Origin of the sequence: Burkholderia sp. BDU5 (genome assembly GCF_001522845.1) — a bacterium.
GTDB lineage: Bacteria > Pseudomonadota > Gammaproteobacteria > Burkholderiales > Burkholderiaceae > Burkholderia > Burkholderia mayonis.
The window spans coordinates 47,520-73,997 of the sequence record NZ_LOWC01000033.1 but is presented as its reverse complement, the minus strand read 5'-3'; the positions used below and the strand labels follow the sequence as shown (position 1 = coordinate 73,997).

The following is a 26,478-nucleotide window of genomic DNA, read 5'->3' as shown; positions in this document are numbered from 1 at the left end:
GATGGAGTACGACGGATGACCGCGTGGTTGACGGTGGTGGGCATCGGCGACGACGGATACGCGGGCCTCGGCAAGCGCGCGCGGCGCGCGCTCGCCGAGGCGGCGGTGGTGATGGGCGGCGAGCGTCACCTCGCGATGCTGCCGGCGCGGCACGGGGCCGAGCGCGCACCGTGGCCGAAGCCGTTCGATCTCGCGCCGCTTCTCGCGCGCCGTCCCGCGCGCGCGTGCGTGCTCGCGAGCGGCGACCCGATGCTGTTCGGCATCGGCGCGACGCTCGCACGCACGCTCGCGCCGCACGAATGGCGCGTGCTGCCCGCGCCGTCGTCGCTGTCGCTCGCGGCCGCGCGCGTCGGCTGGGCGCTGCAGGACGTCGACGCGGTGTCGCTCGTCGGCCGGCCGCTCGCGTCGCTCCACCGGCATCTGTATCCGGGCCGGCGTCTGCTCGTGCTGAGCGCCGACGGCGCGACGCCTGCCGCGATCGCGGGCGCGCTCGTCGCACGCGGCTTCGGGCCGAGCGCGCTCAGCGTGTTCGAGCATCTCGGCGGCCCGCTCGAGCGGCGCATCGACGCGCGCGCGCACGCGTGGGGCGACGCGCGCACGGCGGCGCTCAATCTCGTCGCGATCGAATGCCGCGCGTGCGTCGATGCGCCGCGTCTCGCGCTCACGCCCGGCTTGCCCGACGACGCGTACCGCCACGACGGGCAGTTGACGAAACGCGATCTGCGCGCGCTCGCGCTCGCCCGGCTCGCGCCCGCGCCGGGCGAATTGCTGTGGGACGTCGGCGCGGGCTCCGGGTCGATCGGCATCGAATGGATGCGCGCGCATCCGAGCTGCAAGACGATCGCGATCGAAGCGCATCCGGACCGGCAGCGCTTCATCGAGCACAACCGCGACGCGCTCGGCGTGCCCGCGCTCGAGCTCGTCGCGGGCCGCGCGCCCGACGCGCTCGCGGGCCTGCCCGCGCCCGACGCGGTGTTCGTCGGCGGCGGCGTGAGCCGCGACGGCATGCTCGACGCATGCTGGGCGGGCCTGAAGCCGGGCGGCCGCTTCGTCGCGCACGCGGTCACGCTGCAAGGCGAAGCCGCGCTCGTTGCGTGGCGCGAGCGGCATGGCGGCACGCTCACGCGCGTGTCGGTCGCGCACGCGCAGCCGCTCGGCGGTTTCGACGCGTGGCGGCAGGCGCTGCCCGTCACGCTGTACGACGCGCGCAAGCCGCGCGAGCCGGACGAGCCGGACGATAGGCAGCCGGAGTGCGGATGATGCGCGACGAAACGCCTGAGCAGCCGGCGCCGCTGCGCTTCGGCTACACGACGGGCAGCTGCGCGACCGCGACGTCGCTCGCGGCCGCGCGCCTGCTGCTGAGCGGGCAGGCGAGCGACATGGTCGAGATCGTGCTGCCGAAGGGACAGCACGTCGCGATGCGGCTCGAGTTCTGCCGCGCGACCGACGGCGATGGCGCCGAGGCGGGCACGATCAAGGACGCGGGCGACGATCCCGACGTCACGCACGGCGCGCTCGTGTTCGCGCGCGTGCGGCTCGTTCATGAACCGGGCGTGCGTTTTTGCGCGGGGCCGGGCGTCGGCACGGTCACGCGGGCTGGGCTCACGATCCCGGTCGGCGAGCCGGCGATCAACCCGGTGCCGCGCCGGATGATGACTGAGCACCTCGTCGCGCTCGCGGCCGAGCATGGCTACGCGGGCGGCTTCGACGTAGAGATCGGCGTCGAGGGCGGCGAAGCGCTCGCACTGAAGACGATGAATCCGCGTCTCGGGATCGTCGGCGGATTGTCGATCCTCGGCACGACGGGCATCGTGCGGCCGTTCTCGTGCTCCGCGTACATCGCGTCGATTCATCAGGGGATCGACGTCGCGCGCGCGAACGGTGTGCAGCACATCGCCGCGTGCACCGGCAACGCGAGCGAGGACGCGGTGCGCGCGCGCTATGGCCTCCCCGACATCGCGCTGATCGAAATGGGCGACTTCGCGGGCGCGGTGCTCAAGTACCTGCGCCGCGCGCCCGTCGAGCGGCTCACGCTGTGCGGCGGCTTCGGCAAGCTGAGCAAGCTCGCGGCGGGCCACCTCGATCTGCACAGCCGCCATTCGAACATCGACTTGCCGCTGCTCGCCGAGTGGGCGGGCGAAGCCGGCGCGAGCGCCGTGCTGCAGTACGAGATCCGCGCGGCGAACACGAGCCAGCAAGCGCTGGCGCTGGCGCTCGCGCACCGCGTGCCGCTCGGCGACGTTGTCTGCGCGCACGTGCGTCGCGTGGCGCGCGACATCGTGCCGAACGAGGTCGAGGTCGAGGCGCTCGCGATCGACCGCGGGGGCCGCATCGTCGGCGTCGCGCCATGAACGCGCGCCGCGTGCTGCTGCTTGGCGGCACGGGCGACGCGCTGCGCGTCGCGCACACGCTCGCGCCGAGCGACGTATACAGCCTTGCAGGACTCGGCAAGGTGCCGGACGATCTCGCATGCGGCGTGCGCGTCGGCGGCTTCGGCGGCGCCGACGGGCTCGCACGCTATCTGCGCGAGCACGCGATCGCGCTCGTCGTCGACGCGACGCATCCGTTCGCCGCGCGGATCAGCGCGAACGCGGCCGCCGCGTGCCGCGCGGCCGGCGTGCGCTACTGGGCGCTGCGCCGCACGCCATGGCGGCCGCAGCCGGGCGACGACTGGCGCGGCGTCGCCGATTGGAACGGCGTCGCCGCCGCGATCGCGCCGTTCGCGCGGCCGCTTTTCACGCTCGGGCGCGAGCCGCTCGCGCATCTCGACGACATCCCGCCGCATCAGCACTGGATCGTGCGGTGCCTCGACGCGCATCCGGGCAACGCACGCGCGCACGTGCTCGCCGCACGCGGGCCGTTTACGGCCGACGGCGAGCGCGCGCTTTTCGCGACAGCCGGAATCGACGTCGTCGTCAGCAAGAACAGCGGCGGCGCGGCGACGGAAGCGAAGCTCGACGTCGCGCGCGAGCGTCGCGTTCCGGTCGTGATGGTCGAGCGGCCGGCGCTGCCCGATGCGGATCAGGCATTCGGCGACACGGCCGCGCTCGCCGACGCGCTGCGCGCGTTTCGCGCGTCGTGATGAACCGCGTGTGCGACGCGCGCGCATCGGCGCGGCATGCCGGAGCGGCAACCGGGCGCCGCTCGCCGCCGCGCCGCATGCTTCACGCGTCGCGCCGAACCGCGTGTTCGGCGCGGCCGCATCGGCGCGCGACGCCGGGACGACGACCGGACGCGAACGGCCGCGCGCGCGGACCGATCCGCCGCGCGCGCACCGATGCCGCCGCGTCCGGCGAATACGCATGGCGTTGCGCGCGAAATCCGATGCGCTCGCCGCCGCGCACGACGCACGGCGCGCCCATCGCATCCTCGAAACGCATCATCGAATGACGGAGCATTGAATGACGGTGTACTTCATCGGCGCGGGTCCGGGCGACCCCGAGCTGATCACGGTGAAGGGCCAGCGCCTCGTGCGCAGCTGCCCGGTGATCCTGTACGCGGGCTCGCTCGTGCCGGCCGCGGTGCTCGACGGCCATCGCGCCGAACAGGTCGTGAACACGGCGGAGCTCGATCTCGACGCGATCGTCGCGCTGCTCGCGCACGCGCACGCGAAAGGGCAGGACGTCGCGCGCGTGCATTCCGGCGACCCGTCGCTGTACGGCGCGATCGGCGAGCAGATCCGCCGGCTCGTCGCGCTCGGGATTCCTTACGAGATCGTGCCCGGCGTGACCGCGGCGGCCGCGTGCGCGGCGGCGCTCGGCGTCGAGCTGACGCTGCCGGGCGTCGCGCAGACCGTGATCCTCACGCGCTACGCGGGCAAGACGACGATGCCCGAAGGCGAGACGCTGACGAGCCTCGCCGCGCACCGCGCGACGCTCGCGATCCATCTCGGCGTGCGGCATCTCGCGCGGATCGTCGCCGATGTGCTGCCGCATTACGGCGCCGATTGCCCGATCGCGGTGATCTACCGCGCGAGCTGGCCCGACGAGGCGCGCGTGACGGGCACGCTCTCCGATATCGTCGACAAGGTCGCCGGCACGTCGATCGAGCGCACCGCGCTGATCCTGATCGGGCGCGTGCTCGACGTGGAGGGCTTCGGCGAATCGACGCTCTACGCGAAAGGATGAAGATCGCTTCGGTCGATGCGTGCCGGCGTATGCGTCGATGCGGGTGCGTCGCGGACGCGTGCGAACGGCGAAGGGATTGGAGGTTTCTCCAGCGGCGTGCATGCGCGGGCGGGCGCGTCGATGTCGGTGTCCGACATTCGAGGAGCGTTGGACGGAGCGTCGGCGGAGCGGGGCGATGCGCGGCGCCTTCCGTCGATCCATGCCGCCGCCCGCCTCCGCACTTCATGTCCGACGCCGATGCTCCGCGCCGCTCGCGCCCGCCTGAGCGGCGCTTCGTCGTCGATGCGTCCGAACGGTCGCGTCAGTGCGTCGCCGCAGCCGGCGTGACGATGTCGATCGGCTCGCTTTCGTTCGACAGACGATCGAGCGCGGTGACCGCATAACGGTATTCGCGATCGGCGCGCGCGGTGATGTCGACATAATCGGTTCCCCGAACCGTCGCGAGCAAATGGCGCGCGTCGTGGTCGGCGCACATGTCGTGCCGTCCCGGCTCGTGGCGATAGATCGCGTACGACGTCGAGCCGTTCGAGCGCGGCTTCCAACGGAGCCGCACGCCGTCGGGCGTCCGCTCCGCGCGGAGATCCTTCGCGGGCGGCGGCGAAGACGCGCCGATCGCGCGCATCGCCGGCACGAGCGCGGGACGCGAATACCACGTGCGATTGACGAGCGTCGTCGCGCCGAGACGGTCCGCGCGCACGTCCTTCGCGGAAAAGTAGATGTCGCCCTTCACCTCGGGGACGGTGCGATTGAACGCCAGGTGGTTGCTCAATTCGGCGGGATCCGACCAGCCCGGCGATTGATTCGACGTGCCGACCTTGTACGCCGCCTGCCCGATGTACAGGTGCACGTCGCTGCCGCGCGCCTCGTTCGCCCACCACGACACGACCTTGTCGTAATCGGCGAGCGCGAAGCCTTGCGCCCAGTACACTTGCGGGACGACGTAATCGATCCAGCGCTCGCGCAGCCATCGGCGTGTGTCCGCATACAGGTCGTCGTAGGTCTGCACGGCTGCCGAGGTCTGCGAGCCCTGCGGATCGGTCGCCGCATTGCGCCAGACCGCGAACGGCGAGATGCCGAATTTCACCCACGGCTTCGCGGCCTTGATGCGCCGCGCGAGCGCTTCGACGAGGCGGTCGACGTTGTCGCGCCGCCAGTCGGCGAGCGTCGCGAAGCCCGCGCCGTATTGCGCGTAGGCCGACGCATCGTCGAACGCCGCGCCTTTGACCGGATACGGATAGAAGTAGTCGTCGAGATGAACGCCGTCGACATCGTAGCGGCCGACCGCGTCCATGATCGCGTCGACGACGAACGCGCGCACGGCCGGGACGCCCGGGTTGTAGTACAGCTTGCCGCCGTAGCGGACGACCCAGTCCGGATGCTGGCGGGCCGGGTGCGTGGGAACGAGCGCGTCGATGCGGTCGTCCATCGCGATGCGATACGGATTGAACCACGCATGCAGCTCGAGATTGCGCCGATGCGCTTCGGCCACGGCGAACGCGAGTGGATCGTAGCCGGGGTCGCCGCCTTGCGTGCCCGTCAGATACTTCGACCACGGCTCGAACGGCGACGGCCAGAATGCGTCCGCGGTCGGACGGATCTGCAGGATCACCGCGTTGCGGTTCATACGGACCGCGTCGTCGAGCCACGCGCGCAGCTCAGCCTGCTGATCGGCGACGGCGAGGCCCGGGCGGGACGGCCAGTCGATGTTGATCACCGACGCGATCCACGTGCCGCGGAACTGCCGCTTCGGCATCGTCTCGTCCGGCCGGCACGCGACGTCGGACGCCGCGCCGGCCGGGGCCGCGAATGCGCCGGCGGACAGCACGAGCGCAGCCGCGACGAGATGACGGAGTCGAGTCGACATCATGGGCATTTCCTTGGCCGGTTCGGTTCGAGAGGGGCATGAAGTTCGATAGGGACCGTCACGCACCGGACGAGTTCCGGATCGGACCAGGGGGCGGTGCGCATGGGCGATACGCCGATGTGCGAAGGTTTGCTCGCGAAATGCGGCGCGTGGAGGAAAACGCGCTTCGCAGTGGATTCCGGGATCGCGCCTCGCAAGCGTCAGCTGGCTCGCGATCCGACGACGCGAGAACGTGCCGTCTGACGCGACAAGTTCGCATCGACGCATGTCGCCAGAGTAGTTCACGGAAGTGAGGGACGGATGCAATACGAGACGCGGCTACGACCGCGCGGGAATGTTCAACCCGCGCGCGACCGCGGGCCGCGCGAGAAACGCGTCGAGCGCGCGCGCGACGTTCGGATAGCGGTCGAACTCGACGAGCTCGCGCGCCTCATAGAAACCGATCAGGTTGCGCACCCACGGGAAGGTCGCGATGTCGGCGATCGTATAGGCGTCGCCCATGATCCACTGACGGTCCGCGAGGCGGCCGTCGAGCACCGCGAGCAGGCGCTTCGCCTCGCCGACGTAGCGGTCGCGCGGACGCTTGTCCTCGTACTCGCGGCCCGCGAACTTGTGGAAGAAGCCGAGCTGGCCGAACATCGGCCCGATGCCGCCCATCTGGAACATCAGCCACTGGATCGTCTCGTAGCGGCGCGCGGGATCGGCCGGAATGAACTGACCGGTCTTGTCGGCGAGATAGAGCAGGATCGCGCCCGATTCGAACAGCGCGAGCGGCCGGCCGCCCGGGCCGTGCGGATCGATGATCGCCGGAATCTTGTTGTTCGGGTTCAGCGACAGGAACTCGGGCGACATCTGGTCGTTCGTGTCGAAGCGCACGACGTGCGGCTCGTACGGCAGCCCTGTTTCCTCCAGCAGGATCGACACCTTGACGCCGTTCGGCGTCGGCAGCGAATAGAGCTGGATGCGGTCCGGATGCTGCGCGGGCCATTTCTTCGTGATCGGGAACTCGGAGAGATCGGACATGGATAGGCTCGGTCGTTGAAGCGAGAAGAAAGCGCGACGCGCTCGCCCGCAGGCGCGGGCGGGCGGCGCGGTCCGCACAATGTAGCCGATCCCGCGCATTGTTGCCGGCGGCGGCGCGAAATCGCGCGATTTCGTTCGAGACGTCGCCGGCGGCCGCCGCGCGCGGCGGCGTCAGCGCCGTCCTTCAGCCGCCGCGTGCTCGCGCAGCACCGAGATGAATGCGCGCAGCTTCGGCGGCACGTGCTTGCGGTTCGCGTAGTAGAGCCACATCGGCGGCAGCGTCCGGCACGCGCCCGGCAGCACTTCGCGCAGCGTGCCGCGGCGCAGGTCGTCCTCGATCCGTTCGCGCATGAACACAAACGCGATGCCCGCGCCCGCGCGCGCGGCGTCGATCACCGCGCCCGTGTCGGTGCTGACGAAGCGGCCCGCGACGTCGAGATCGACGTCGCGGCGGCCGTCGCGCAGCGGCCACTTGTGCAGACGGCCGCTCTTCGGGAAGCGGAAACGGACGCACATGTGCCGCGCGAGGTCGGCGACCTTCGCCGGCGTGCCGTGCTGCGCGAGATAGCCGGGCGTCGCGACGAGCGCGCACGCGAGCGCGGGCGCGATCTTCACGCCGACCATCCCGGGCTGCAGCCGGTCGGCGAGGCGTATCCCGGCGTCGAGCCGCTCCTTGACGATGTCGACGAGATGATCCTCGTAGCGAATCTCGACGCCCACTTTCGGGTAGCGGCGGAAGAATTCGGCGAGCACGTCGGCCGTGACGACCGATTTCGCGAGATGCAGCGCGCTGATTCGCAGCAGGCCTTCAGGCTCGTCGTGCGCGTCGTTCAGCGCGTCGCGCGCGTCGACGACCTGCCGGTACGGCAGCGCCGTCGCGTCGTGATAGCGCTGGCCGGCTTCCGTCAGGCTTACGCCGCGCGTGCTGCGGCTGAACAGTTTGACTTTCAGCTCGCTTTCGAGCTGCCCGATCGCGAGGCTCACGGCGGCGGGCGTCAAGCCGAGCGCCGCCGCCGCGCGCGTGAAGTTGCCGTGCGTGACGACGCTGATGAACACATGCAGGCCGCCGAGTGGATCGTGTCGCAGAGTCATTAGAAAAACTTGAAACGTTTGTGAGCGGAATACCGATTCTCTCAGATACCGTCAATCTCTACACTGGCTCGCAGTCGAACCGAAAGGAGCCGCCGATGTCCATCGAACTCACGCTTGAACGCGCGCAGCGCATCGTCGACGCAGGCGTCGCGAACGCCACGCGTCTGCACGCCGCGGGCGTCGCGGTCGCGATCGCCGTCGTCGACGCGGGCGCGCATCTCGTCGCGTTCGCGCGGATGGACGACGCGTTCATCGGCGCGATCGACCTCGCGACGCGCAAGGCGGGCACGTCCGCGCGCTTCCGGGCGCCGAGCGCGTCGCTCGGCGCGCTGTCGGCGGGCGACGGGCCGATCCGGACGATCGAGCACAGCAACGGCGGGCTCGTCACGTTCGGCGGCGGCCTGCCGCTCGTCGACGCGCACGGACGCTGCGTGGGCGCGGTCGGCGTGTCGGGCGGCACGGTCGACGACGACGAAGCCATCGCCCGGGCGTGCATCGACGCTTTCGCAACCCTTCTGAACGTAGGACAAGGAGCAAGGACATGACACAGAAACGCATTCTGGTGACGGGCGCAGGCTCGGGATTCGGCCGCGAAGTCGCGCTGCGGCTTGCCGCGAAGGGCCATCACGTGATCGCGGGCGTGCAGATCGTCCCGCAGATCACCGAGCTGAACGCCGAGGCCGCGCGGCGCGGCGTCGAGCTCGACGCCGCGAAGCTCGACGTCACGTCGGCGCGCGACCGCGCCCAGGCCGCGCATTGGGACGTCGACGTGCTGCTGAACAACGCCGGCGTGGGCGAGGCGGGCGCACTCGTCGATCTGCCCGTCGACATCGTCCGCGAGTTGTTCGAGACCAACGTGTTCGGGCCGCTCGAGCTGACGCAGCAGGTCGCGCGCGGGATGATCGCGCGCGGGCGCGGCAAGATCGTGTTCGTGTCGTCGATCGCCGGGCTCATCACGGGCGCTTACACGGGCGCGTATTGCGCGTCGAAGCACGCAGTCGAAGCGGTCGCCGAGGCGATGCACGCGGAGCTCGCAGCGCACGGAATCCGGATCGCGGTCGTCAATCCCGGGCCGTACAGCACGGGCTTCAACGATCGGATGATGGAGACGCCGCGCCGCTGGCTCGATCCGTCGCACGACTTGGCGACGCCCGCGAAGCTCACGTTCCCGTTCGAGCAGTTCGATCCGGAGGAGATGATCGAGAAGATGGTCGAAGTAACCGAAAGCGACGACGGGCTGTTCCGGAACCTGCTGCCCGCCGCGTTCGAGCAGTTCGTGCGCGACGAGCAGACGCACGCGTGGACGCGCCGCCAGAACGACGACGGTCAGGCGTGAGCGCCCGGCGGGCGGGGCCGGCGGCGGGCGGCGCGGGCCCCGCCCGCCGCCGATGGCGCGCGGCTTTCTGCACGCCATGAAGGCAATCGCTTCGGCGGGCGAGCGGCTCGCCCGCCGGCGCTTGCGCCGGCTTCCGTTACTGCGGCTTCCGGTAGCGGATGCCGTCCACCTTCGTGCTGACGCGCGTGCCGGCCCGGCCTTCGGCGATCGCGACGATGTCCGCCAGCGAGCCGATCACCGCGTCGCGCCCCGTCTGTCTCGCGAATTCCATCGCCGCCTGCACCTTCGGCCCCATCGAGCCGGCGGCGAAGCCGAGCCGTTCGAGCGCGTCCGGATGCGCGGCCGCGATCGCCGACTGCGTCGGCTTGCCCCAGTCGACGTACGCGCCGTCGACGTCGGTCGCGATCACGAGCAGGTCCGCATGCAGCTCGCGCGCGAGCAACGACGCGCACAGATCCTTGTCGATCACCGCTTCGACGCCCGCGAGCTTGCCGCTCGCTTCGTAGCGCGTCGGGATGCCGCCGCCGCCCGCGCAGATCACGATCGTGCCTTTCTCGAGCAGCCACTTGATCGGACGGATCTCGAAGATGCGCCGCGGCCGCGGGCTCGGCACGACGCGGCGGAACCTGTCGCCGTCGGGCGCGATGCGCCAGCCTTTTTCCCGCGCGAGCCGCTCGGCTTCGTCGCGCGAATAGACGGGGCCGATCGGCTTCGTCGGATGCTCGAACGCCGGATCGGCCGGATCGACCTCGACTTGCGTCAGGAGCGTCGCGAACGGCGCGTCGGGCGGCAGCAGATTGCCCATCTCCTGCTCGATCAGATAGCCGATCATCCCTTCCGTCTGCGCGCCGAGCACGTCGAGCGGATAGGGCGCGACTTCGGGGTAGGCCGCGCCCTGCAGCGCGAGGAGCCCGACCTGCGGCCCGTTGCCGTGCGCGATCACGAGCTCGTTGCCGGGCGCGATCTGCGCGATCTGCGCGACCGCGATCTTCACGTTTTGCCGCTGCTGGGCCTCGGTCATCGGCTGATTGCGCTGCAAGAGCGCGTTGCCGCCCAATGCGATGACGATACGCATCGTGTTTCTCCTTGAAAGTGCGGACGGCGCGGCCTCGGGCGCCGTCCTGTTGCGCGCCGAATCGTCAGATGCCGCCGAGCGTCGACACGAGGACCGCCTTGATCGTATGCATGCGGTTTTCCGCCTGCTCGAACGCGATGCAGCGGGGCGATTCGAACACTTCGTCGGTGACTTCGATGCCGTCCTTCAAATTCGGATAGCGTTCGGCGATCGCTTGGCCGACCTTCGTCTCGCAGTTATGGAACGCCGGCAGGCAGTGCATGAAGCGCGTGCGCGGGTTGCCCGTCGATTCGATCAGCTTGCGGTTCACCTGGTACGGCAGCAGCGCCTTGATCCGCTCGTCCCACGCGTCGACGGGCTCGCCCATCGACACCCATACATCGGTATGGATGAAGTCGACGCCCTTGACCGCCTCGCACGGATCTTCGGTCAGCATGATCCGCGCGCCGCTTTCGGCCGCGAACGCTTCGCACTGCGCGATGAAGTCCGCGGCGGGCCAGAGCGACTTCGGCGCGCCGATCCGCACGTCCATCCCGAGCTTCGCGCCGATCAGCAGCAGCGAATTGCCCATGTTGTTGCGCGCGTCGCCGAGATACGCGTAGCGGATGTCGTGCAGCGGCTTGTCGCTGTGCTCGCGCATCGTCATCACGTCGGCGAGCATCTGCGTCGGGTGGTACTCGTCGGTGAGCCCGTTGAAGACGGGCACGCCCGCATGGTGCGCGAGCGCCTCGACGATCTCCTGGCTGAAGCCGCGGTACTCGATCGCGTCGTACATCCGGCCGAGCACGCGCGCCGTGTCCTTCATGCTTTCCTTGTGGCCGATCTGCGATGACGTCGGATCGATGTACGTGACGTTCGCGCCCTGGTCGTACGCAGCGACTTCGAACGCGCAGCGCGTGCGGGTCGACGTCTTTTCGAAGATGAGCGCGATGTTCTTGCGCAGCAGGCGCGGCTGCTCGGTGCCGCTGTACTTCGCGCGCTTCAGGTCGCGCGCGAGGTCGAGCAGATAGCGCAGCTCGCGCGCGTTGTGGTGCATCAGGCTCAGCAGATTGCGGTTGTGCAGGTTGAAGCTCATCTGGTTTCTCCGTAGGTTGTCGGGGTGGCGGCGCCGCGCCGATCGGGGCCTCAGTAGTCGACGGGATCGCGCAGGACCGGGCAGGTCATGCAGTGGCCGCCGCCGCGGCCGCGCCCGAGCTCGCTCGAGCCGATCGTGATCACCTCGACACCCGCCTTGCGCAGCAGCGTGTTCGTGTACGTGTTGCGGTCGTAGCCGACCACGACGCCCGGCTCGATGCAGACCATGTTGTTGCCGTCGTCCCATTGCTCGCGCTCGGCCGCGAAATCGTTGCCGCCCGTCTCGACGACGCGCAGCGACTTGAGCCCGAGCGCCTGCGCGACGACGTCGACGAACGGCTTGTCTTCGCGTTCGATGTCGATGCCGTAGCGCGCGTCGCCGCCCGGGCGCAGCGAGAACGGGACGATCCGGTTCACGACTTCGGGGAAGATCGTCACGAGATCGCGGTCGCAGAAGCTGAACACGGTGTCGAGGTGCATCGACGCGCGCGCGTTCGGCAGGCCGGCGACGATCACGCGCTCGGCCGCGCCCTTCGCGAACAGCGACTGCGCGAGCTGGCCGATCGCCTGGCGCGACGTGCGCTCGCCCATCCCGACGAGCACGACGCCGCGGCCGATCGGCATCACGTCGCCGCCTTCGAGCGTCGCCATCCCGTGATCCCGGTCGGGATCGCCGTACCAGATGTCGAATTTCGCGTCGGCGAACTGCGGATGGAACTTGTAGATCGCCGTGACGAGGAGCGTCTCCTGCCGGCGCGCGGGCCAATGCATCGGATTCAGCGTGACGCCGCCGTAAATCCAGCACGACGTGTCGCGGGTGAACATCATGTTCGGCAGCGGCGGCAGCACGAATGACGACTGACCGAGATAGTCGCGAAAAAGCGTGAGCACTTTCGAGCGCTCGCCGCCCGCGATCTCGCTCGCGGCGACGCCGCCGATCAGGAATTCGGCGAGCGTGCGCGGCTCGAGGCTTTCGAGCCACGCGCGCACTTCGTCGACGAGGCCGACGCCGACGTTGTCGGGCGTGACCTTCCGGTCGAGGATCCACTTGAGCGCGACGGGATTCTTGACGGTCTCGGTCAGCAGGTTGTGCATCTCGAACACTTCGACGCCGCGCTCGCGCATCTTCGACACGAAGTCGAAGTGGTCGCGCTTCGCCTGGTTCACCCACATCACGTCGTCGAACAGCAGCGCGTCGCAATTGCTCGGCGTGAGACGCTGATGCGCGAGCCCCGGCGAGCAGACGAGCACCTTTCGCAGCTTGCCGACTTCGGAGTGGACTCCGACTTGAGGGATGGCGTTGGTCATGTTGGTTACCTCTTCGATCAAAGGGTGATGAGCCCGCTATGGAGCGCGTAGGCCGCGACGACCGCGGCGGCGGCCGCCGCCGCGAAGATCAGCTTTTCGGCGGCCGTGAAAACCGGCTTGCCGAGCTCGCGCTTCGCCTTCGCGAAGAAGAGCGCGCCCGGCGCATAGAGCAATGCGGACAGCAGCAGATACTTGATGCCGCCCGCGTACAGCAGCCACACCGCGTAGAGCACGGCGATCGCGGCGACGAAGCCGTCCTTGCGGCGGGCGCGCGCGTCGTTCTCGTAGGTCTCGCCGCGCACGGCGATGAGGAGCGCATAGGCGGCCGACCAGAAGTACGGGATCAGGATCATCGACGTCGCGAGATAGATCAGCGACAGATAGGTGCTTTGCGAGAACAGCGTGATGAGCAGGAACACCTGGACGAGCGCATTCGTGAGCCAGAGCGCGTTCGCGGGCACGTGATTCGCGTTCTCCTTGCGCAGGAACGCGGGCATCGTATGGTCCTTCGCGGCCGAGAACATGATCTCCGCGCAAAGCAGCACCCACGACAGCAGCGCGCCGGCGAGCGACACGACGAGGCCGACGCTGATGAGGACGGCGCCCCAGTGGCCGACGACGTGCTCGAGCACGGCCGCCATCGACGGGTTCTGCAGCTTCGCGAGCTGCGGCTGCGTCATGATGCCGAGCGACAGCACGTTGACGAGCACGAGCACGAGCAGCACGCCGACGAAGCCGATCACGGTCGCGCGGCCGACGTCGCTGCGCTTTTCCGCGCGCGCCGAGAAGATGCTCGCGCCTTCGATGCCGATGAAGACCCAGACCGTCACGAGCATCATGTTGCGGACCTGGTTCATCACCGAGCCGAGCGACGGATTCGCGCGGCCCCAGATGTCGGCACTGAACACGTCGAGCTTGAACGCGAAGAAGCAGATCAGGATGAACACCGCGAGCGGGACGATCTTCGCGACGGTCGTGACGAGATTGATGAACGCCGCTTGCCGGATGCCGCGCAGCACGAGGAAGTGCACCGCCCACAGCAGCACCGATGCGCCCGCGATCGCGGCGGGCGTGTTGCCTTCTCCGAATATCGGGAAGAAGTAGCCGAGCGTCGAGAAGAGCAGCACGAAGTAGCCGACGTTGCCGATCCACGCGCTGATCCAGTAGCCCCACGCGGACGAGAAGCCCATGTAGTCGCCGAAGCCCGCCTGCGCATAGGCGTAGACGCCGCCGTCGAGCTGCGGCTTGCGGTTCGCGAGCGTCTGGAACACGAACGCGAGCGTCAGCATGCCGACCGCGGTGATCGCCCAGCCGATCAGGATCGCGCCGGCTTCGGCGGTGGCGGCCATGTTCTGCGGCAGCGAGAAGATGCCGCCGCCGATCATCGACCCGACGACGAGCGCGGTCAGCGCGCCGAGTCGCAGCTTGTTCGTGGCGGTTTTAGCCGCGACTTCTTGAGTCACTTCAGCCATGATGTTTCCTCACAGTCGCATTCGTGCAAAATCGCGGCGTGCACGCAGCCATCGCGCGTCCGCCGGGGCGGATGAGCGCGGCGGTCTGCCGCTTGCACGCGCGGTCAGGCGGAACGCGCGTCGTTTGAAATCCGAAGGTGGTTGCCCGATTCGGGCGTTATCGGCGGAATGTCGTCATGGGTCCGCCTCGTGGTGGTTGCGTCCGGGCTTCGCGTTGACGCCGCGCCTCGGCTGCGTCGCTGCGCTCCCAGAACGAAAAGATCCAGATACCGATCCGGCGTCGCTTCCAGTACATGCCGTGCAGGCGGCGGCGGATTTCCGCGAGTGCGCCCCAGTTGGCGCCTTCGATGTCGATCAGCGCGCTCGGTCTCGGGCCCGATTGCCCGATGAATTGAATCGCGGTGAATTTCTTTCCGGTGTATTTGAATAGAAAAGCCTGAAGCTCTTCTCGTGTGACCCCCGGTTGAATGTTTTCGATACAGATTCTCATCACGCTTCCTGCCAATTTCGTTCGAATCCGCTCTCGATCGCTTTTGGCGGTCGAATTTCCGCAGGCAGTGGAATCGAGCGATAAATCCCGGTTCTGGCGTGCGAAACGAGCTGATCGAACCCATCCCAAATTCGTCAAATCTGGGATTTGAATTTGCTTTCGTCGATTCAATTCTTCCCGATGGCTCATCAATTGAAAACAATTTAAACGACTCTTTATGTCATGGATCAAAAAACGCGGGAAGGCGGCCGGACGGTGTGCGGACAGCGCTGAGGGTGGCATGCACGTTGCTGTCGTTCGTGCTTGCGGCTGAGCCGTTTTTATCGGCGGCGCGAATCGACGTTCATCGGACATGCGCTTGTCACGATTACCGTTGTTCGACGCAATTCCATCTTGCTGAAACCGTGATTTATCGTGATTCGGAAGCACGGGCGACAGACGCGTCGGCGTCGTGCTCGGATCGTGTGCCGTGTGCCGTGTGCGAAACATGCGTGGCAACGGGATGGAAGTGAATTCGCGACGACGCCTGCGCGTATGTACGCGTGCCGTCATGCGACGAGCGCGCCGGTCGATGCCGCTGTCGGTTGCTGGTGTGTCGCGCATCGCGCGCGAGCGAGCGCCGGTGCGCCGATTCGCGAAGCGGCACGGCCTGTCCCGGTGCGAGCATGACGCGACGCCGCGCGATCGGAATGTGCAATGGCAATCGATGCAGGTGAAGGGCGCGCGCTCACACGCGTATCGGCGCGCTGAGCGATGCGAATGCGCGCATCCGCGATCGCTCGCGCTTCGCCGGGCGGTGCGGCGAATCAGTCGGCGGGCAAGCCGCCTCGCTCACCGCGACGGGAGCCCGCGCTGTCGCGCGTCGCGCCCGCTAGCTACTCGCCGCCTTCGCGCCGCATCGCCCCCGCCCCCGCGGGCGCGATCCATCGCCCGATCACGCCGAGCGCGTCGTAGACCAGCACCGCGAGCAGCGCGACGATGAGACCGCCTTGCAGCACGAACGCGGTGTTCGACGTCTGCAATCCGGCGATGATCACGTCGCCGAGCCCCTTCGCCGCGACGGTCGAACCGATTGTCGCGGTGCCGAGATTGATGACGACCGCGAGCCGGATGCCGTTCAGGATCACCGGAAACGCGAGCGGCAACTCGATCCATACGAGCCGCTGCGGCGCGCTCATTCCCATCCCGCGCGCGGCGTCGACGGCATCGGCGGGCACGTCCTGCAGCCCCGCGATCGTGCTCTCGAAGATGGGCAGCAGCCCGTACAGGATCAGCGCGATCAGCACGGGCTTCACGCCGAAGCCGACCGCCGGCACCGCGAGCGCGAGCACTGCGACGGGCGGGAAAGTCTGCCCGATGTGCACGACGCTGCGCGCGACGGGCAGGAATTCCGCGCCCGCGCGCCGCGTGACGAAGATCCCGGCGGCGAGCGCAAACGCCGCGCCCGCCGCACTCGCCGTCGCGACGATCGCGAGATGCGCGAGCGTCAGATCGAAGAGGCTCGCGCGCGGGTAGATCGCGGGCGCGCCGTTGTCGGCGAATGGCGCGAAGAGGGGCTCGAGCCAGCCGGGCCGCGCGACCAGCACGGCGAGCGCCGCCAGCGCGGCGGCGCGGGCAAGCGCGACACCCGCCCGACGGCTCGCGGCGCCGATCGTCGCCTTCGTGCTCGCAGCGTTCATCGCGCGCGTCATGCCGGCTGCTTCGCTTGCGCGACGATCGCGGCGAGCGTGATGCGGGTCGTCACGGCGCCGTCGGCGCTCGACACGGGCAGCGCGGGGACGCCGCGCCACAGCAGCTCGGAGATCGCGTCGCGCAGCGTGAGCGCGCCCGAGATCGGCTCGCCCGGCGCGACGCCCGGCTCGGCGAGCGCGTCGACGCGCATGAGCGACAGCAGCCGCAGCGGCCTGTCGAGGCCCGCGACGAGCCGCTCGACGACGCCCGGCTGCGGCCGTCCGAGAATCTCGGCGGGCGAGCCCGCCTGCAGGATGCGCCCCGCGTCCATCACCGCGATCTGATCGCCGAGCCGCAGCGCCTCGTCGATATCGTGCGTGACGATCACGATCGTGATCCTGAGCCGACGCTGCAGCGCGACGAGATCGTCCTGCGCCTTGCCGCGGATGATCGGATCGAGCGCGCCGAACGGCTCGTCCATCAGCAGGATCGCCGGCTCGGCCGCGAGTGCGCGCGCGACGCCGACGCGCTGCTGCTGGCCGCCCGACAGTTGATGCGGCAGCTTGCGCGCGTACGTCGCGTAATCGAGCTCGAACAGCTCGAGCAACTCGCGCACCCGCGCGTCGATGCGCGCCGCGCGCCAGCCGAGGAGGCGCGGCACCGTCGCGATGTTGCGCGCGACCGTCCAGTGCGGAAAGAGGCCGTGCCCCTGGATCACGTAGCCGATCCCGCGCCGCAGCGTCTCGGCGGGCACGCTCGCGGTGTCGACGCCGTCGACGCGAATCGTCCCGCTCGTCGGCGCGATCAGCCGGTTGATCATCCGCAACAGCGTCGACTTGCCGCTGCCCGATGCGCCGACGAGCGCCGTCACCGTGCCGCGCTCGACCGTGAGCGACACGTCGTCGACCGCGACGACGGGAGGAAGTCCCGGTGGGACGAGATCGCCGAAATGCCGGCTCACGCGTTCGATCTCGATCATCGGCGCGCTCCTTTCGCGATCTCGGTCGCGGCCTCGAACAGCACAGCGGTGACGAGCGCGAACGCGATCGTCGGCAGCGCGCCGAGCAGCACCAGGTCGGTCGCCGACTGCCCGATTCCCTGAAAGATGAACGTGCCGAAACCGCCGCCGCCGATCAGCGCGGCGACCGCGGCGAGGCCGATGTTCTGCACGAGCACGATGCGCACGCCGGACAGCACGACAGGCAGCGCGAGCGGCAACTCGACCGCGACGAGCCGCTCGCGGCCCGTCATCCCCATCGCCTGCGCGGCCTCGATGACGGCGGCCGGCACCTGCGCGAAGCCGACGACGACGCTCGACACGATCGGCAGCAGCGCATACAGGAAGAGGGCAATCAGCGCGGGCGCGACGCCGATCCCGCTCACGCCGATCGCGGCGGCGAGCGGCACGCGCGCGGCGAGGATCGCGAGGGGCGCCATCAGCAGGCCGTACAGCGCGATGCTCGGGATCGTCTGCACGACGTTCAGGAGCGGCATCACCGCGCCGCGCAGCGCGGCCGAGCGCGTGCAGCCGATGCCGAGCGGCACGCCGGCCGCGGCCGCCGCGGCGACCGAGGCGGTGACGAGCGCAAGATGGCGGATCGCCTCGTTGCGGAACGTGTCGGCGCGCACCGCATATTCCTGCATCACCGACAAGCCGTCCCAGAAGCCGCCGTGAACGAATGCCGCGAGCGCCGCGACCGCGGCGGCGAGCGCGGCGAGACGAGCGCCAGGCGCGAGCGCGACGCGGGCGAGCGCATCGGCGATCAGCACCGCGAACGCGAACAGCAGCAGCCACGCGCCGGACGCGGGCGACACGCGCGCGAGCGGCGTGTCGGGCGTGACGAGGTGCGCGGGCGCGGCGCCGACGGCGATGCACAGCGCGACGACGAGCGCGGCGCCGACCGCAGCGCGCAAAGCGGCGCGGCTGCGGACGAGCGCGAACAGCGCGCCAGCCGCCCACAGCGCGGCGAGCGCATGCGCGTGCAGCGCGGGAAACACCGCGTCGAGCGCAAGCCCCGATCCGCCCGCGATCCGGTTCGCGCGCAGCGTGACGAATGGCTCGAAAAATGCCGCGTACGCGACGAGCGCGGCGATCAGCACGCCGACCTTGTCGACGCGCGCGATCCACGCCGGCGCTGCGTCCGGGCGCGGCGCGGGGACGGGCGCGCGAGCCCCGCCCGCCGTGCGCGCCGTCATTTGACGAAGCCCTTCGCTTTCAGATAGCTCGCCGCGACGCTCGCGGCCGGCTCGCCGTTGATCTGGATTCGCGCGTTGAGCGTCTGCAGCGTCTTCAGATCGAGGCTCGCGAACACGGGTTTCAGGTAATCGGCGATCTGCGGATGCGCTTTCAGCACCGCCTCGCGGACGATCGGCGTCGGCGCGTAGACGGGCTGCACGTGCTTGTCGTCGTCGAGGACCGTAAGCCCCGTCGCCGCGATGCCGCCGTCGGTGCCGTAGACCATCGCGGCGTTCACGCCGTCCGTCTGCTGCGCGGCGGCCTTGATCGTCGCGGCGGTGTCGCCGCCCGACAGCACGAGCATCTGCTCCGGCTTCAGCTTGAAGCCGTACGCCTTCTCGAACGACGGCAGTGCGGACGCGCTGTTGACGAACTCGGCCGATGCGGCGAGCTTCACCTTGCCGCCCGCGCCGACCCACTTGCCGAAGTCGCTGAACGTCTTCAGGTGCTGCGATTGCGCGACCGAGCTCAGCACCGCGACGCCCCACGTATTGTTCGCGGGCGCGGGCGCGAGCCAGATGATCCGGTTCGCCGAGTAGTCGAGCTGCTTCGCGAGCGCGTAGCCTTGCGCGGCGTTCTTCCACGCGGGATCGTCGGCCTTGTTGAAGAAGAATGCGGCGTTGCCGGTATATTCCGGATAGATGTCGATTTCGCCCGTCGTCAGCGCCCGTCGGACGATCGGCGTCGCGCCGAGCCCGATCTTGTCGACGACGGCGATGCCGTGCGCCTTCAGCACCTGCGCGATCACGTTGCCGAGCAGGTTGCCTTCGGTGTCGATCTTCGACGCGACGGTCACCGCGTCGGCGGCGTGCGCGCCGGGCGCGGCGGAAACAAGCGAGACGGCCACCGCGGCGGCGGCCGCGCGCAGGGTGCGGCTGAAACGGGGAATCTTCATCGAGGCTGGCACTCCTGTCGGACAGCGGAGGAACGGATGCGATGGCGTCCGTGCGCCCGGCCGACGGGATTCGGCCGGGGGCGAAGCGGGGGCCGATCACAAGCGGCAGGGGTTCAAGGTACTTGAGCAGGCGCGCTTTGGCAAACGAGCGCGCATTCAGCGAGCATTCAGGCGCAGCGTAAACGATCGTTTTGGACTGCGCATTTCCGTACCGCGGCGATACAATGCAACGGACGAGGCAGCATTCCGAACGGATATTGCACTGCACCGTCATTCGTCGCTTTGAGCCGCTTTTCCGCCGATTGCCGTCTACGTCAAGGAGCGTCCATCGTGAGCAGCGATCCCAACACGGCGCCACCGTCCGCGTCGCAGAACGTCTACGACGACGCATCGTTCTTCGAAGGCTACCGTACGCTTCGGCAAGGCGACACCGGCCTGAACGGCGCACTCGAATTCCCCGCACTCAAGCGCCTCTTGCCCGATCTCGCGGGCCTGCACGTGCTCGACCTCGGCTGCGGCTTCGGCGATTTCGCCCGCTACGCGCGTGCGCACGGCGCCGTGTCGGTGACGGCCGTCGACGTGTCGTCGCGGATGCTCGACGAGGCGCGCGCCCGCACCGAAGACGGCGCGATCACCTATCTGCAGCGGTCGATCGAGACCTATCACGCGGCGACGCGCGCGTTCGATCTCGTCGTGTCGTCGCTCGCGCTGCACTACGTCGAGGATTACGCGGGCGTGGTCGCGCGAATCTACGACTCGCTGCGCTCGAACGGCCGCTTCGTGTTCTCGGTCGAGCATCCGATCTGCACCGCGTATCCGGCGGGCTGGGTGCGCGACGAAGACGGCCACAAGCAGCACTGGCCCGTCGATCGCTACCGGCAGGAGGGGCGGCGCGATACGCGCTGGTTCGTCGACGGCGTCGTCAAGTACCACCGGACGGTCGAGACCTATGTGAACACGCTGCTGAAGGCGGGCTTCACGCTCACGCACCTCGGCGAGCCCGCGCCGATTCCCGACGCGCTCGCGGTGCGGCCGGATCTCGAAGCGGACTGCCGGCGGCCGCCGGTGCTGTTCCTCGCTGCGACGCGCGCGGCGAGTTGAGCGGCGGCTGTGGCCGCGCGCATGGAACGGTGGTCGCACGCACCGGTCGGGCAAGCATCACGAGAGCTACCTGACCGACATCCGGCGGGCCGATTCGCCAAAATGGCGGACGATCGTCGATCGTTCGGCATCCGATTCAATGACCGCACGGACACCGCTATTCGACGAAGTCGTGCGGCCCGCTCGTCGGCCCATCGCCGCTCGGGCCGCTCGGATTCGAGCCGATGTCAGTGCGCCCGCCGATTAACGGCCGCCGATCGACCATCGTCCATACCCATCGCATCAGACAGCGCCGTCCAGACAGCGCCGTCATCCGATCCGCAGGGAACGCCGGACAAAGCGCCGCCGCGCACGCATGCGCCAGCGATTCGCCGATTCGCCGATTCGTCGATTCGCCGGTGCCCGACGCCGCGGCTTGCCGCGTTCGCGCCGTGGTTCGTGCGACCCGCCGCCGTCATTCCCGCGATCGCCGCGCCCGCCCCGCGAGCCCTTCGCCGGCATCGGCCGGCAGCGCCGCGAACATCGGCGCCGATGCGAGCACGACGAGCGCGGTCGCGACGACCGTGCTGTCGAGGTTCTGCATGAAGAGCGCGCTCGCGACGACGGCCGCCGTCACGCGGAAATTATCGGAACGCTTCAAGATTCGGCCGGCATGACGGATTGACGGATGGGCGATGGGACGGGCGGCGGAAAAGGGCGGCGGTCACGACGTGCGCCCGCGCTCGCCGGCCGCGTCGAAGGCGGCTGCGGCGAGCACGTCGCCGCCGGCCCGCTCGCCGACCCAATCGACTGGAAACGCATAGCGGGCGAGTTGCTCGGCGAGCGCATCGCGCGGTCCGCGCACGGCGACCTTCGCGACGAGCCCGCGCCGCGCGTCCTGCACGACGTCGATCCGCTCGAGCGCGGCCTGCGCGTCGCGCGCGCATGCGGCGACGACGTCCGCGATCTCGAGCCGCTGCAATTCCGGCTTGAAGATCTTGCCGACGGCCGTCGTCGGCACGGCATCGAGGATCCGCACGTGCTTCGGCACCGCCGCGCGCTCGAAGATCGCGCCCGCGGCGAACGCGAGCAGCGCGTCGGCGTCGGCGCTCGCGCCCGTCTTCAGTTGCACATACGCGACGGGCAGTTCGCCCGCGTGCGCGTCCGGCCGGCCGATCGCCGCCGCGAGCGCGACGGCCGGGTGCGCGGCGAGCGCGTCCTCGATGACGCGCGGATCGATGTTGTGCCCGCCGCGAATGATCAGCTCCTTCTTGCGGCCGACGAGCCAGAAATAGCCGTCCGCGTCGCGGCGGCCGAGGTCGCCCGTGTTCAGCCAGCGTTCGCCCGCGACGTCGATCCACAGTCCGCGCTCGTGGGCCGGATCGAGATAGCCGCGAAACACGTTCGGCCCGGACAGCGCGATCAGTCCGACCTCGTCGGCGAGCGCATCGCGCACGTAGCGGCCCGTGTCGTCGACGATCACCGCGCGCATCCGCTGATACGGCAGGCGCAGGCCGATCGAGCCGATGCGCCGCTCGCCGTCGAGCGGATTCAGCGACGCGACGCACGCGCTCTCGGTGAGCCCGTAGCCTTCGACGATCTTCACGCCGGTCATCCGCTCGAAGCTGCGCGCGAGCTCGACGGGCATCGGCGCCGCGCCGCACGCCGCGTATTCGAGCGAGCCGATGTCGTGCCGGCCGACCGGCTGCTGCAAGAGCGCCGCGTACAGCGTCGGCACGCCGGAGAACGCGTTGATTCGATACGCCTCGACGATCTCCCAGAACCGCGCGATCACGTTCTTGCCGCGATAGCCTTGCGGCGTGCCGAGCACGACGTGATGGCCGCGCAGCCACGCCATCAGGCCCGTCACGAGCTGGCCGTTCACGTGAAAGAGCGGCAGCCCGCAGAAGACCGTTCGCGCGTCGTCGCCGTCGCGCACCTGCGTCTCGCTTGCCGACCACACGTCGAACACCTCGCAGCCGTGCGTGCGCACCGCGATCTTCGGGCGCCCCGTCGTGCCGCCCGTGCAGAAGTACGACGACGGCTCGTCGGGCGCGATCGTGCGCGGCTTGATCAGCCGGTCGCCCGGCTGCCGGCGCATTTCGGCATGCAGATTGACGATCCGGATCCGCGTGCCGGGGCGCGCCTTCTCGCGGCGCTCGATCCACGCGAGCGCCGCGCGCTTCGTCAGCGATACGTAAGGCCGCAGGTCGACCCATACGACGGCTTCGACGGTCGGCATCGCGTCCAGATGCGGCGCGAGCTTCGGCCAGATGTCGACGCCGGGCGTCGGCGCGACGCAGAGCAGCACCTTCGCGCGCGCCGCGTCGACGAGCTCAGCGATCTGCGCGCCGTCGAGGAGCGGATTGATCGCCATCGCGATGCCGGCCGCTTCGCCGCCCCAGATCGCGAAATGCGTCTCGGGCAGGTTCGGCAGCACGAACGCGGCGACGTCGCCCGCGCCGACGCCGAGACTCGCGAGTACGTTCGCGGTCCTGACGATGTCGGCGCGCAACTCGGCGAAGGTCCACGTGTGCGACCGATCGTGCCGGTCGGCATCGAGAAAGAAGGTGAGGGCGGGCGCGTCGGGCGTCTTGGCCGCGCGCTCGTCGAAGATCTGCAGCGTGTTGGCGGGCAGCGCGCGCGCGTGAAGCGGCACGCGCTCGATCTGCTCGATGTCGTGGATGTCGCGAACCGCCATGGATGAACTCCTGTCGGACTGCGAAAGTCGAGTAAGGGAGGCGAACCGCACGCGGGCGATGTTGCGCGTGGCCGCGGTTCATTCGAGCGACGTCCGGACGCAACGTCGCGAATGCGATGAGAGTGTAACGTGCCGCGCCCCGAACCGCCGACAACCGGCATCCGACCCTCCATGGCATCGCAGCGCCGGTTCGGCGACGCGCCAATCCGCTCGGTTCGTATCCGGATTTGTCCGAATAGAGATGGGATCGCGTGAACAAAGCGCTCATAGAGGGATTCAATTTGCGTCGGCGCTTTGGGTGTCATTCAATAGGTGTCCGCGTGCAAGCCGTTTTGTCCGTTTCCCACCCGGTGGAGAGCAAGCATGGTCCAGAACCGCGTCGACGAGATCGTCCAGGCGATCGCGTCCGAAACCCACATGCCCGCCGAAGCGGTATCCCGGCTATACGAAGAAACGCTCGCCGAATACAGCGAAGGCGCGCGGATACGTGATTATCTGGCTGTTCTCGTCGCGAAGCGGGTGAGGGAGACGCTGCGCAATCCGACGCATTGAGCGTCGGCGGCGCGCCGGATGCGGGCGCGGCGGTTGCCGATCGGTGGAGAAATTCCGTCGTACAGCGAACGTGTCGGCACGAGCGTGCGGCGGGACGCAGCGACGGCCACAACGACAGCAGACAGCAAGGCAGGGCGATGCGCCGCGAGAGTAGTGCTCCCGTGCCTGACACGGTACCGTCATCGAAACGCGTGAAGCTGGCGATTGGTCGGAGCCGCCGGTACCTGCCGGTACATTTGAAACGAAAATCCGGCTTCGACAACCCGGCATATCACCCGAGCGTGGTGCGCTTTCAACGATGGATCGCACCCGGCTGGCCGCCGGATTGCATTTCCCGTCCGGGTAGACCGGCCCGCACCGCTCTTCCGCCGACACCCGCGGCGTCATCCGCGGCGGCGCATCGATCGAGCACTTTGGCCTCGAACGATGCCGTCACGACGCGTTCGCCGACTCCCCGGCGACCCGGCTCCTGTGCAATCGCCCTCTTCGCCTCGGTCGGTTGTGCGAATCGATCGATCTCCGTTTGATCGTCGCCCGCGATCCGTTATGTGACAGATTTTCACCGATTGGTTAACGATTTGTTAACGATTGGCTGACGCTTCGGTTGTCGAAGCGATTTTTCCGAGCCGTAAACCCTGATGCAAACGATTTTCGTCCCGAACGGCATCTCAAGCATTCCTCATCGCGGCCGTTAGAAGACGACAATGCGTCGCGCGGCGCGACGCGAGTTCCGATGTCGGATCAATCGAGGTGAAACAATGAATTTTCAGACAATGACTGTGCGGGCTGGCGCTGCTCGTGTCAGTCCTCGCGCTGCATGCGCTCGGCGACGCGAACGACCGCTTCACGAGCGAAGTCCGCAGCCTCGCGCCGCGCTCGTCGAGCGCGGCGAAGGAAATCAAGGATCTGATGCACGCCGCGCCGACGTTCGGCAAGCCGGCGCCGGCCATGGCGGTCGCGGCCGCGACCGAAGACTGGCAAACATTCTGATGGCGACACGCGCCTCGCGCGCTTGGAGGAGAAGGCAATGAATGCAACGATGGAAGCGCCGCACGCGGCGCGCATGGGCGGACACGACGCGGCGCGCGATGCGCAGGAATTCGTCACGTTCCGGCTCGGCGCCGAAGAATACGGAATCGACATCCTGCGCGTGCAGGAGATCCGTTCGTACGAAGAGCCGACGCGCATCGCGAACGCGCCGGCGTTCATCAAGGGCGTGATCAACCTGCGCGGCGTGATCGTGCCGATCGTCGACCTGCGGCTGAAGTTCGCGCTCGATTCGGCCGAGTACAACACGTCGACGGTGGTCATCGTGCTGAACGTCGCGGCGCGCACGGTGGGCGTCGTCGTCGATGCAGTGAGCGACGTGCTCCAGCTCGCGGCGGCCGACCGGCGGCCGCCGCCCGAGTTCGGCGCGTCGATCGACACCGGGTTCATCACCGACCTCGGTTCGATCGCGGGCGAAGACGGCGACCGGATGCTGATTCTGCTCGACATCGAGCGGTTGATCGCGGCAGCCGACATCGGACTCGTCAGTTGAGCGGTTGTCGCCGTCTCGGCGCGCTCGAATGGTCGCGCGGCGCGACCATCGCCGACGTGCGCGCCCGGCCGCGCCGCGAGTCGCCCCTATCGCGGCCCGGTCGGCGTGCACGGCGGCCCGAGCGGCGTGCCGTACAGCGGATGATCGCTCATCAGATCGAGCTTTTCGATCGCCCAGCCCGACGACTGCCGGCGAAGCGTCAGGTAATAGCGGCCCGTCGCGAGCAGTTCGACGCGCCCCTCGGAAAGCGTCGCGTCGCGCGTCTGCATCCAATTGACGGCTGCCTCCGCGCGATCCCCCGATACGTCGATGAGCGGCGTCACGAGATTGTGTCGAGTCGTCGCGGCGGGCCGGTTCGTCACGTTGCCGAACAGAACCTGTGCGAATCGCGCGAGCTGGGCCTGGCCGCGCACGAAGCAGCCCGGACCGTCGTCCGCAGGCTTGCCCGCGTTCCACACGTGCTGGGTCCATACGCCGTCCGACGTAAACAGGCGCGTAAATCGATCCACGCGGCTTTGCGCCGGTTCTCCGGCGGTATCGGCGTCGAGCGTTGCCGCGTACTGCGCGATGAGGTACTGGATCTCGATCGCGTCGGCCGCTTTCAATGGGTTCGTCCTCGCCAGACCGTTCGAGGTCTGGGCGACGCTGGCACAGGAGAGCGCGGCGAGCGCAAGCGCGCCGATCAGTCGGCCGGCGCGAAGTGAGGTTCGATTCACGATGAAGTACCTGTTCCGGTTGTGATGCGGTGGACAAAGAAACGAGCGACCATGGCATGCCGCACACGACCGCCCGCGATCGACGGACGCGAAAGCCGGCGGGACGCGACGCACCCGCGCGATTGCGTCGCGTCCGAGCGCCGGCCGGCGCGATCTCGGCGTGATTACGGCCATATTGCGGCGAGATTACGGCGCAACGGCGAGCAACAGCGGCGCAGCTCGGTGC

The 26,478-nt window shown here is 68.9% G+C and carries 25 protein-coding genes; 10 read left to right on the top strand and 15 right to left on the bottom strand.

The annotated features are described in order from the left end of the window. Nucleotides 1-15: 15 nt before the first annotated feature. The 4 genes from WS69_RS07025 (at nucleotide 16) to cobM (ending at nucleotide 4,127) form a co-directional block, all read left to right on the top strand. Nucleotides 16-1,260, top strand: a complete 1,245-nt coding sequence (locus WS69_RS07025) for a bifunctional cobalt-precorrin-7 (C(5))-methyltransferase/cobalt-precorrin-6B (C(15))-methyltransferase (protein ID WP_059470073.1) — start codon at nucleotides 16-18, stop codon at nucleotides 1,258-1,260. After that, nucleotides 1,257-2,351 carry a cobalt-precorrin-5B (C(1))-methyltransferase gene (locus tag WS69_RS07020; protein WP_059470072.1) on the top strand — a complete coding sequence of 365 codons (1,095 nt, stop codon included), beginning with the start codon at nucleotides 1,257-1,259 and terminating at the stop codon, nucleotides 2,349-2,351. The genes WS69_RS07025 and WS69_RS07020 overlap by 4 nt, the downstream gene beginning before the upstream one ends. Continuing rightward, on the top strand, nucleotides 2,348-3,082 hold the full coding sequence (locus WS69_RS07015) for a cobalt-precorrin-6A reductase (protein ID WP_059470071.1): 735 nt from the start codon (nucleotides 2,348-2,350) through the stop codon (nucleotides 3,080-3,082). Before WS69_RS07020 ends, WS69_RS07015 begins: the two co-directional genes overlap by 4 nt. A 319-nt stretch (nucleotides 3,083-3,401) precedes the next feature. Then, nucleotides 3,402-4,127, top strand: a complete 726-nt coding sequence (cobM, locus tag WS69_RS07005) for a precorrin-4 C(11)-methyltransferase (RefSeq protein WP_059470069.1) — start codon at nucleotides 3,402-3,404, stop codon at nucleotides 4,125-4,127. 301 nt (nucleotides 4,128-4,428) lie between these two features. Here the strand turns inward: cobM and WS69_RS06995 are convergent, their stop codons facing one another. From WS69_RS06995 to WS69_RS06985, 3 genes are all read right to left on the bottom strand, one after another. Beyond that, a complete protein-coding gene (locus WS69_RS06995) occupies nucleotides 4,429-5,994 on the bottom strand; it encodes a glycoside hydrolase family 10 protein (protein WP_059470162.1) in 1,566 nt (521 codons plus the stop codon). 315 nt (nucleotides 5,995-6,309) lie between these two features. Next, complete coding sequence (locus WS69_RS06990; protein WP_059470067.1) at nucleotides 6,310-7,014, bottom strand: glutathione S-transferase N-terminal domain-containing protein; 705 nt, start codon at nucleotides 7,012-7,014, stop codon at nucleotides 6,310-6,312. Nucleotides 7,015-7,185: 171 nt separating this feature from the next. Continuing rightward, on the bottom strand, nucleotides 7,186-8,106 hold the full coding sequence (locus tag WS69_RS06985; protein ID WP_059470066.1) for a LysR family transcriptional regulator: 921 nt from the start codon (nucleotides 8,104-8,106) through the stop codon (nucleotides 7,186-7,188). A gap of 95 nt (nucleotides 8,107-8,201) precedes the next feature. Here WS69_RS06985 and WS69_RS06980 point away from each other — a divergent pair, with 95 nt between their 5' ends. Both WS69_RS06980 and WS69_RS06975 read left to right on the top strand, forming a co-directional pair. Further along, complete coding sequence (locus tag WS69_RS06980) at nucleotides 8,202-8,651, top strand: GlcG/HbpS family heme-binding protein (protein WP_059470065.1); 450 nt, start codon at nucleotides 8,202-8,204, stop codon at nucleotides 8,649-8,651. Continuing rightward, nucleotides 8,648-9,442 (top strand): SDR family oxidoreductase, encoded by a 795-nt coding sequence (locus tag WS69_RS06975; protein WP_059470064.1) that lies wholly within the window; start codon nucleotides 8,648-8,650, stop codon nucleotides 9,440-9,442. The genes WS69_RS06980 and WS69_RS06975 overlap by 4 nt, the downstream gene beginning before the upstream one ends. 136 nt (nucleotides 9,443-9,578) lie before the next feature. Here WS69_RS06975 and arcC read toward each other — a convergent pair whose 3' ends face one another. The 9 genes from arcC to osmF all read right to left on the bottom strand — a co-directional run bounded on the left by arcC (nucleotide 9,579) and on the right by osmF (nucleotide 19,663). After that, entirely contained in the window at nucleotides 9,579-10,517 is a 939-nt protein-coding gene (arcC, locus tag WS69_RS06970) for a carbamate kinase (protein WP_059470063.1), read from the bottom strand. A gap of 64 nt (nucleotides 10,518-10,581) precedes the next feature. Beyond that, nucleotides 10,582-11,592, bottom strand: coding sequence for an ornithine carbamoyltransferase (locus WS69_RS06965; protein WP_059470062.1), 1,011 nt, complete (start codon nucleotides 11,590-11,592; stop codon nucleotides 10,582-10,584). 50 nt (nucleotides 11,593-11,642) lie between these two features. After that, complete coding sequence (gene arcA / locus WS69_RS06960; RefSeq protein ID WP_059470061.1) at nucleotides 11,643-12,899, bottom strand: arginine deiminase; 1,257 nt, start codon at nucleotides 12,897-12,899, stop codon at nucleotides 11,643-11,645. A 17-nt stretch (nucleotides 12,900-12,916) separates the two neighbouring features. Next, nucleotides 12,917-14,371, bottom strand: coding sequence for an arginine-ornithine antiporter (gene arcD, locus WS69_RS06955; protein WP_059470060.1), 1,455 nt, complete (start codon nucleotides 14,369-14,371; stop codon nucleotides 12,917-12,919). 157 nt (nucleotides 14,372-14,528) lie between these two features. Then, the gene (locus WS69_RS06950; RefSeq protein WP_059470059.1) at nucleotides 14,529-14,861 is read right to left on the bottom strand and encodes a hypothetical protein; all 333 of its coding nucleotides are present in this window, start codon (nucleotides 14,859-14,861) and stop codon (nucleotides 14,529-14,531) included. A gap of 875 nt (nucleotides 14,862-15,736) precedes the next feature. Next, nucleotides 15,737-16,552, bottom strand: a complete 816-nt coding sequence (locus tag WS69_RS06940) for an ABC transporter permease (RefSeq protein WP_059470057.1) — start codon at nucleotides 16,550-16,552, stop codon at nucleotides 15,737-15,739. Then, on the bottom strand, nucleotides 16,549-17,511 hold the full coding sequence (locus WS69_RS06935) for an ABC transporter ATP-binding protein (RefSeq protein ID WP_059470056.1): 963 nt from the start codon (nucleotides 17,509-17,511) through the stop codon (nucleotides 16,549-16,551). Before WS69_RS06935 ends, WS69_RS06940 begins: the two co-directional genes overlap by 4 nt. Continuing rightward, on the bottom strand, nucleotides 17,508-18,728 hold the full coding sequence (locus WS69_RS06930; RefSeq protein WP_059470055.1) for an ABC transporter permease: 1,221 nt from the start codon (nucleotides 18,726-18,728) through the stop codon (nucleotides 17,508-17,510). The genes WS69_RS06935 and WS69_RS06930 overlap by 4 nt, the downstream gene beginning before the upstream one ends. Further along, nucleotides 18,725-19,663: a glycine betaine ABC transporter substrate-binding protein OsmF gene (gene osmF / locus WS69_RS06925; RefSeq protein ID WP_059470054.1), complete on the bottom strand. Its 939-nt coding sequence runs from the start codon at nucleotides 19,661-19,663 to the stop codon at nucleotides 18,725-18,727. The genes WS69_RS06930 and osmF overlap by 4 nt, the downstream gene beginning before the upstream one ends. 330 nt (nucleotides 19,664-19,993) lie before the next feature. On the opposite strand from osmF, the gene WS69_RS06920 reads away from it, so the two are divergent. Further along, nucleotides 19,994-20,764 carry a class I SAM-dependent methyltransferase gene (locus WS69_RS06920; protein WP_059470053.1) on the top strand — a complete coding sequence of 257 codons (771 nt, stop codon included), beginning with the start codon at nucleotides 19,994-19,996 and terminating at the stop codon, nucleotides 20,762-20,764. A gap of 454 nt (nucleotides 20,765-21,218) precedes the next feature. Here the strand turns inward: WS69_RS06920 and WS69_RS33045 are convergent, their stop codons facing one another. Both WS69_RS33045 and WS69_RS06910 read right to left on the bottom strand, forming a co-directional pair. Continuing rightward, a complete protein-coding gene (locus tag WS69_RS33045) occupies nucleotides 21,219-21,404 on the bottom strand; it encodes a hypothetical protein (protein ID WP_059470052.1) in 186 nt (61 codons plus the stop codon). 63 nt (nucleotides 21,405-21,467) lie between these two features. Further along, entirely contained in the window at nucleotides 21,468-23,444 is a 1,977-nt protein-coding gene (locus WS69_RS06910; protein WP_059470051.1) for an acyl-CoA synthetase, read from the bottom strand. Nucleotides 23,445-23,807: 363 nt separating this feature from the next. Between WS69_RS06910 and WS69_RS06905 the strand changes: the two genes are divergently transcribed. The 3 genes from WS69_RS06905 (at nucleotide 23,808) to WS69_RS06895 (ending at nucleotide 25,536) form a co-directional block, all read left to right on the top strand. Further along, a complete protein-coding gene (locus WS69_RS06905; protein ID WP_059470050.1) occupies nucleotides 23,808-23,996 on the top strand; it encodes a DUF3562 domain-containing protein in 189 nt (62 codons plus the stop codon). Between the two features lie 798 nt (nucleotides 23,997-24,794). Then, entirely contained in the window at nucleotides 24,795-24,986 is a 192-nt protein-coding gene (locus WS69_RS06900; protein ID WP_059470049.1) for a hypothetical protein, read from the top strand. A 37-nt stretch (nucleotides 24,987-25,023) separates the two neighbouring features. Continuing rightward, on the top strand, nucleotides 25,024-25,536 hold the full coding sequence (locus WS69_RS06895; protein ID WP_059470161.1) for a chemotaxis protein CheW: 513 nt from the start codon (nucleotides 25,024-25,026) through the stop codon (nucleotides 25,534-25,536). 86 nt (nucleotides 25,537-25,622) lie between these two features. Here the strand turns inward: WS69_RS06895 and WS69_RS06890 are convergent, their stop codons facing one another. Continuing rightward, nucleotides 25,623-26,252, bottom strand: a complete 630-nt coding sequence (locus WS69_RS06890; protein ID WP_059470048.1) for a nuclear transport factor 2 family protein — start codon at nucleotides 26,250-26,252, stop codon at nucleotides 25,623-25,625. Nucleotides 26,253-26,478: the final 226 nt, after the last annotated feature.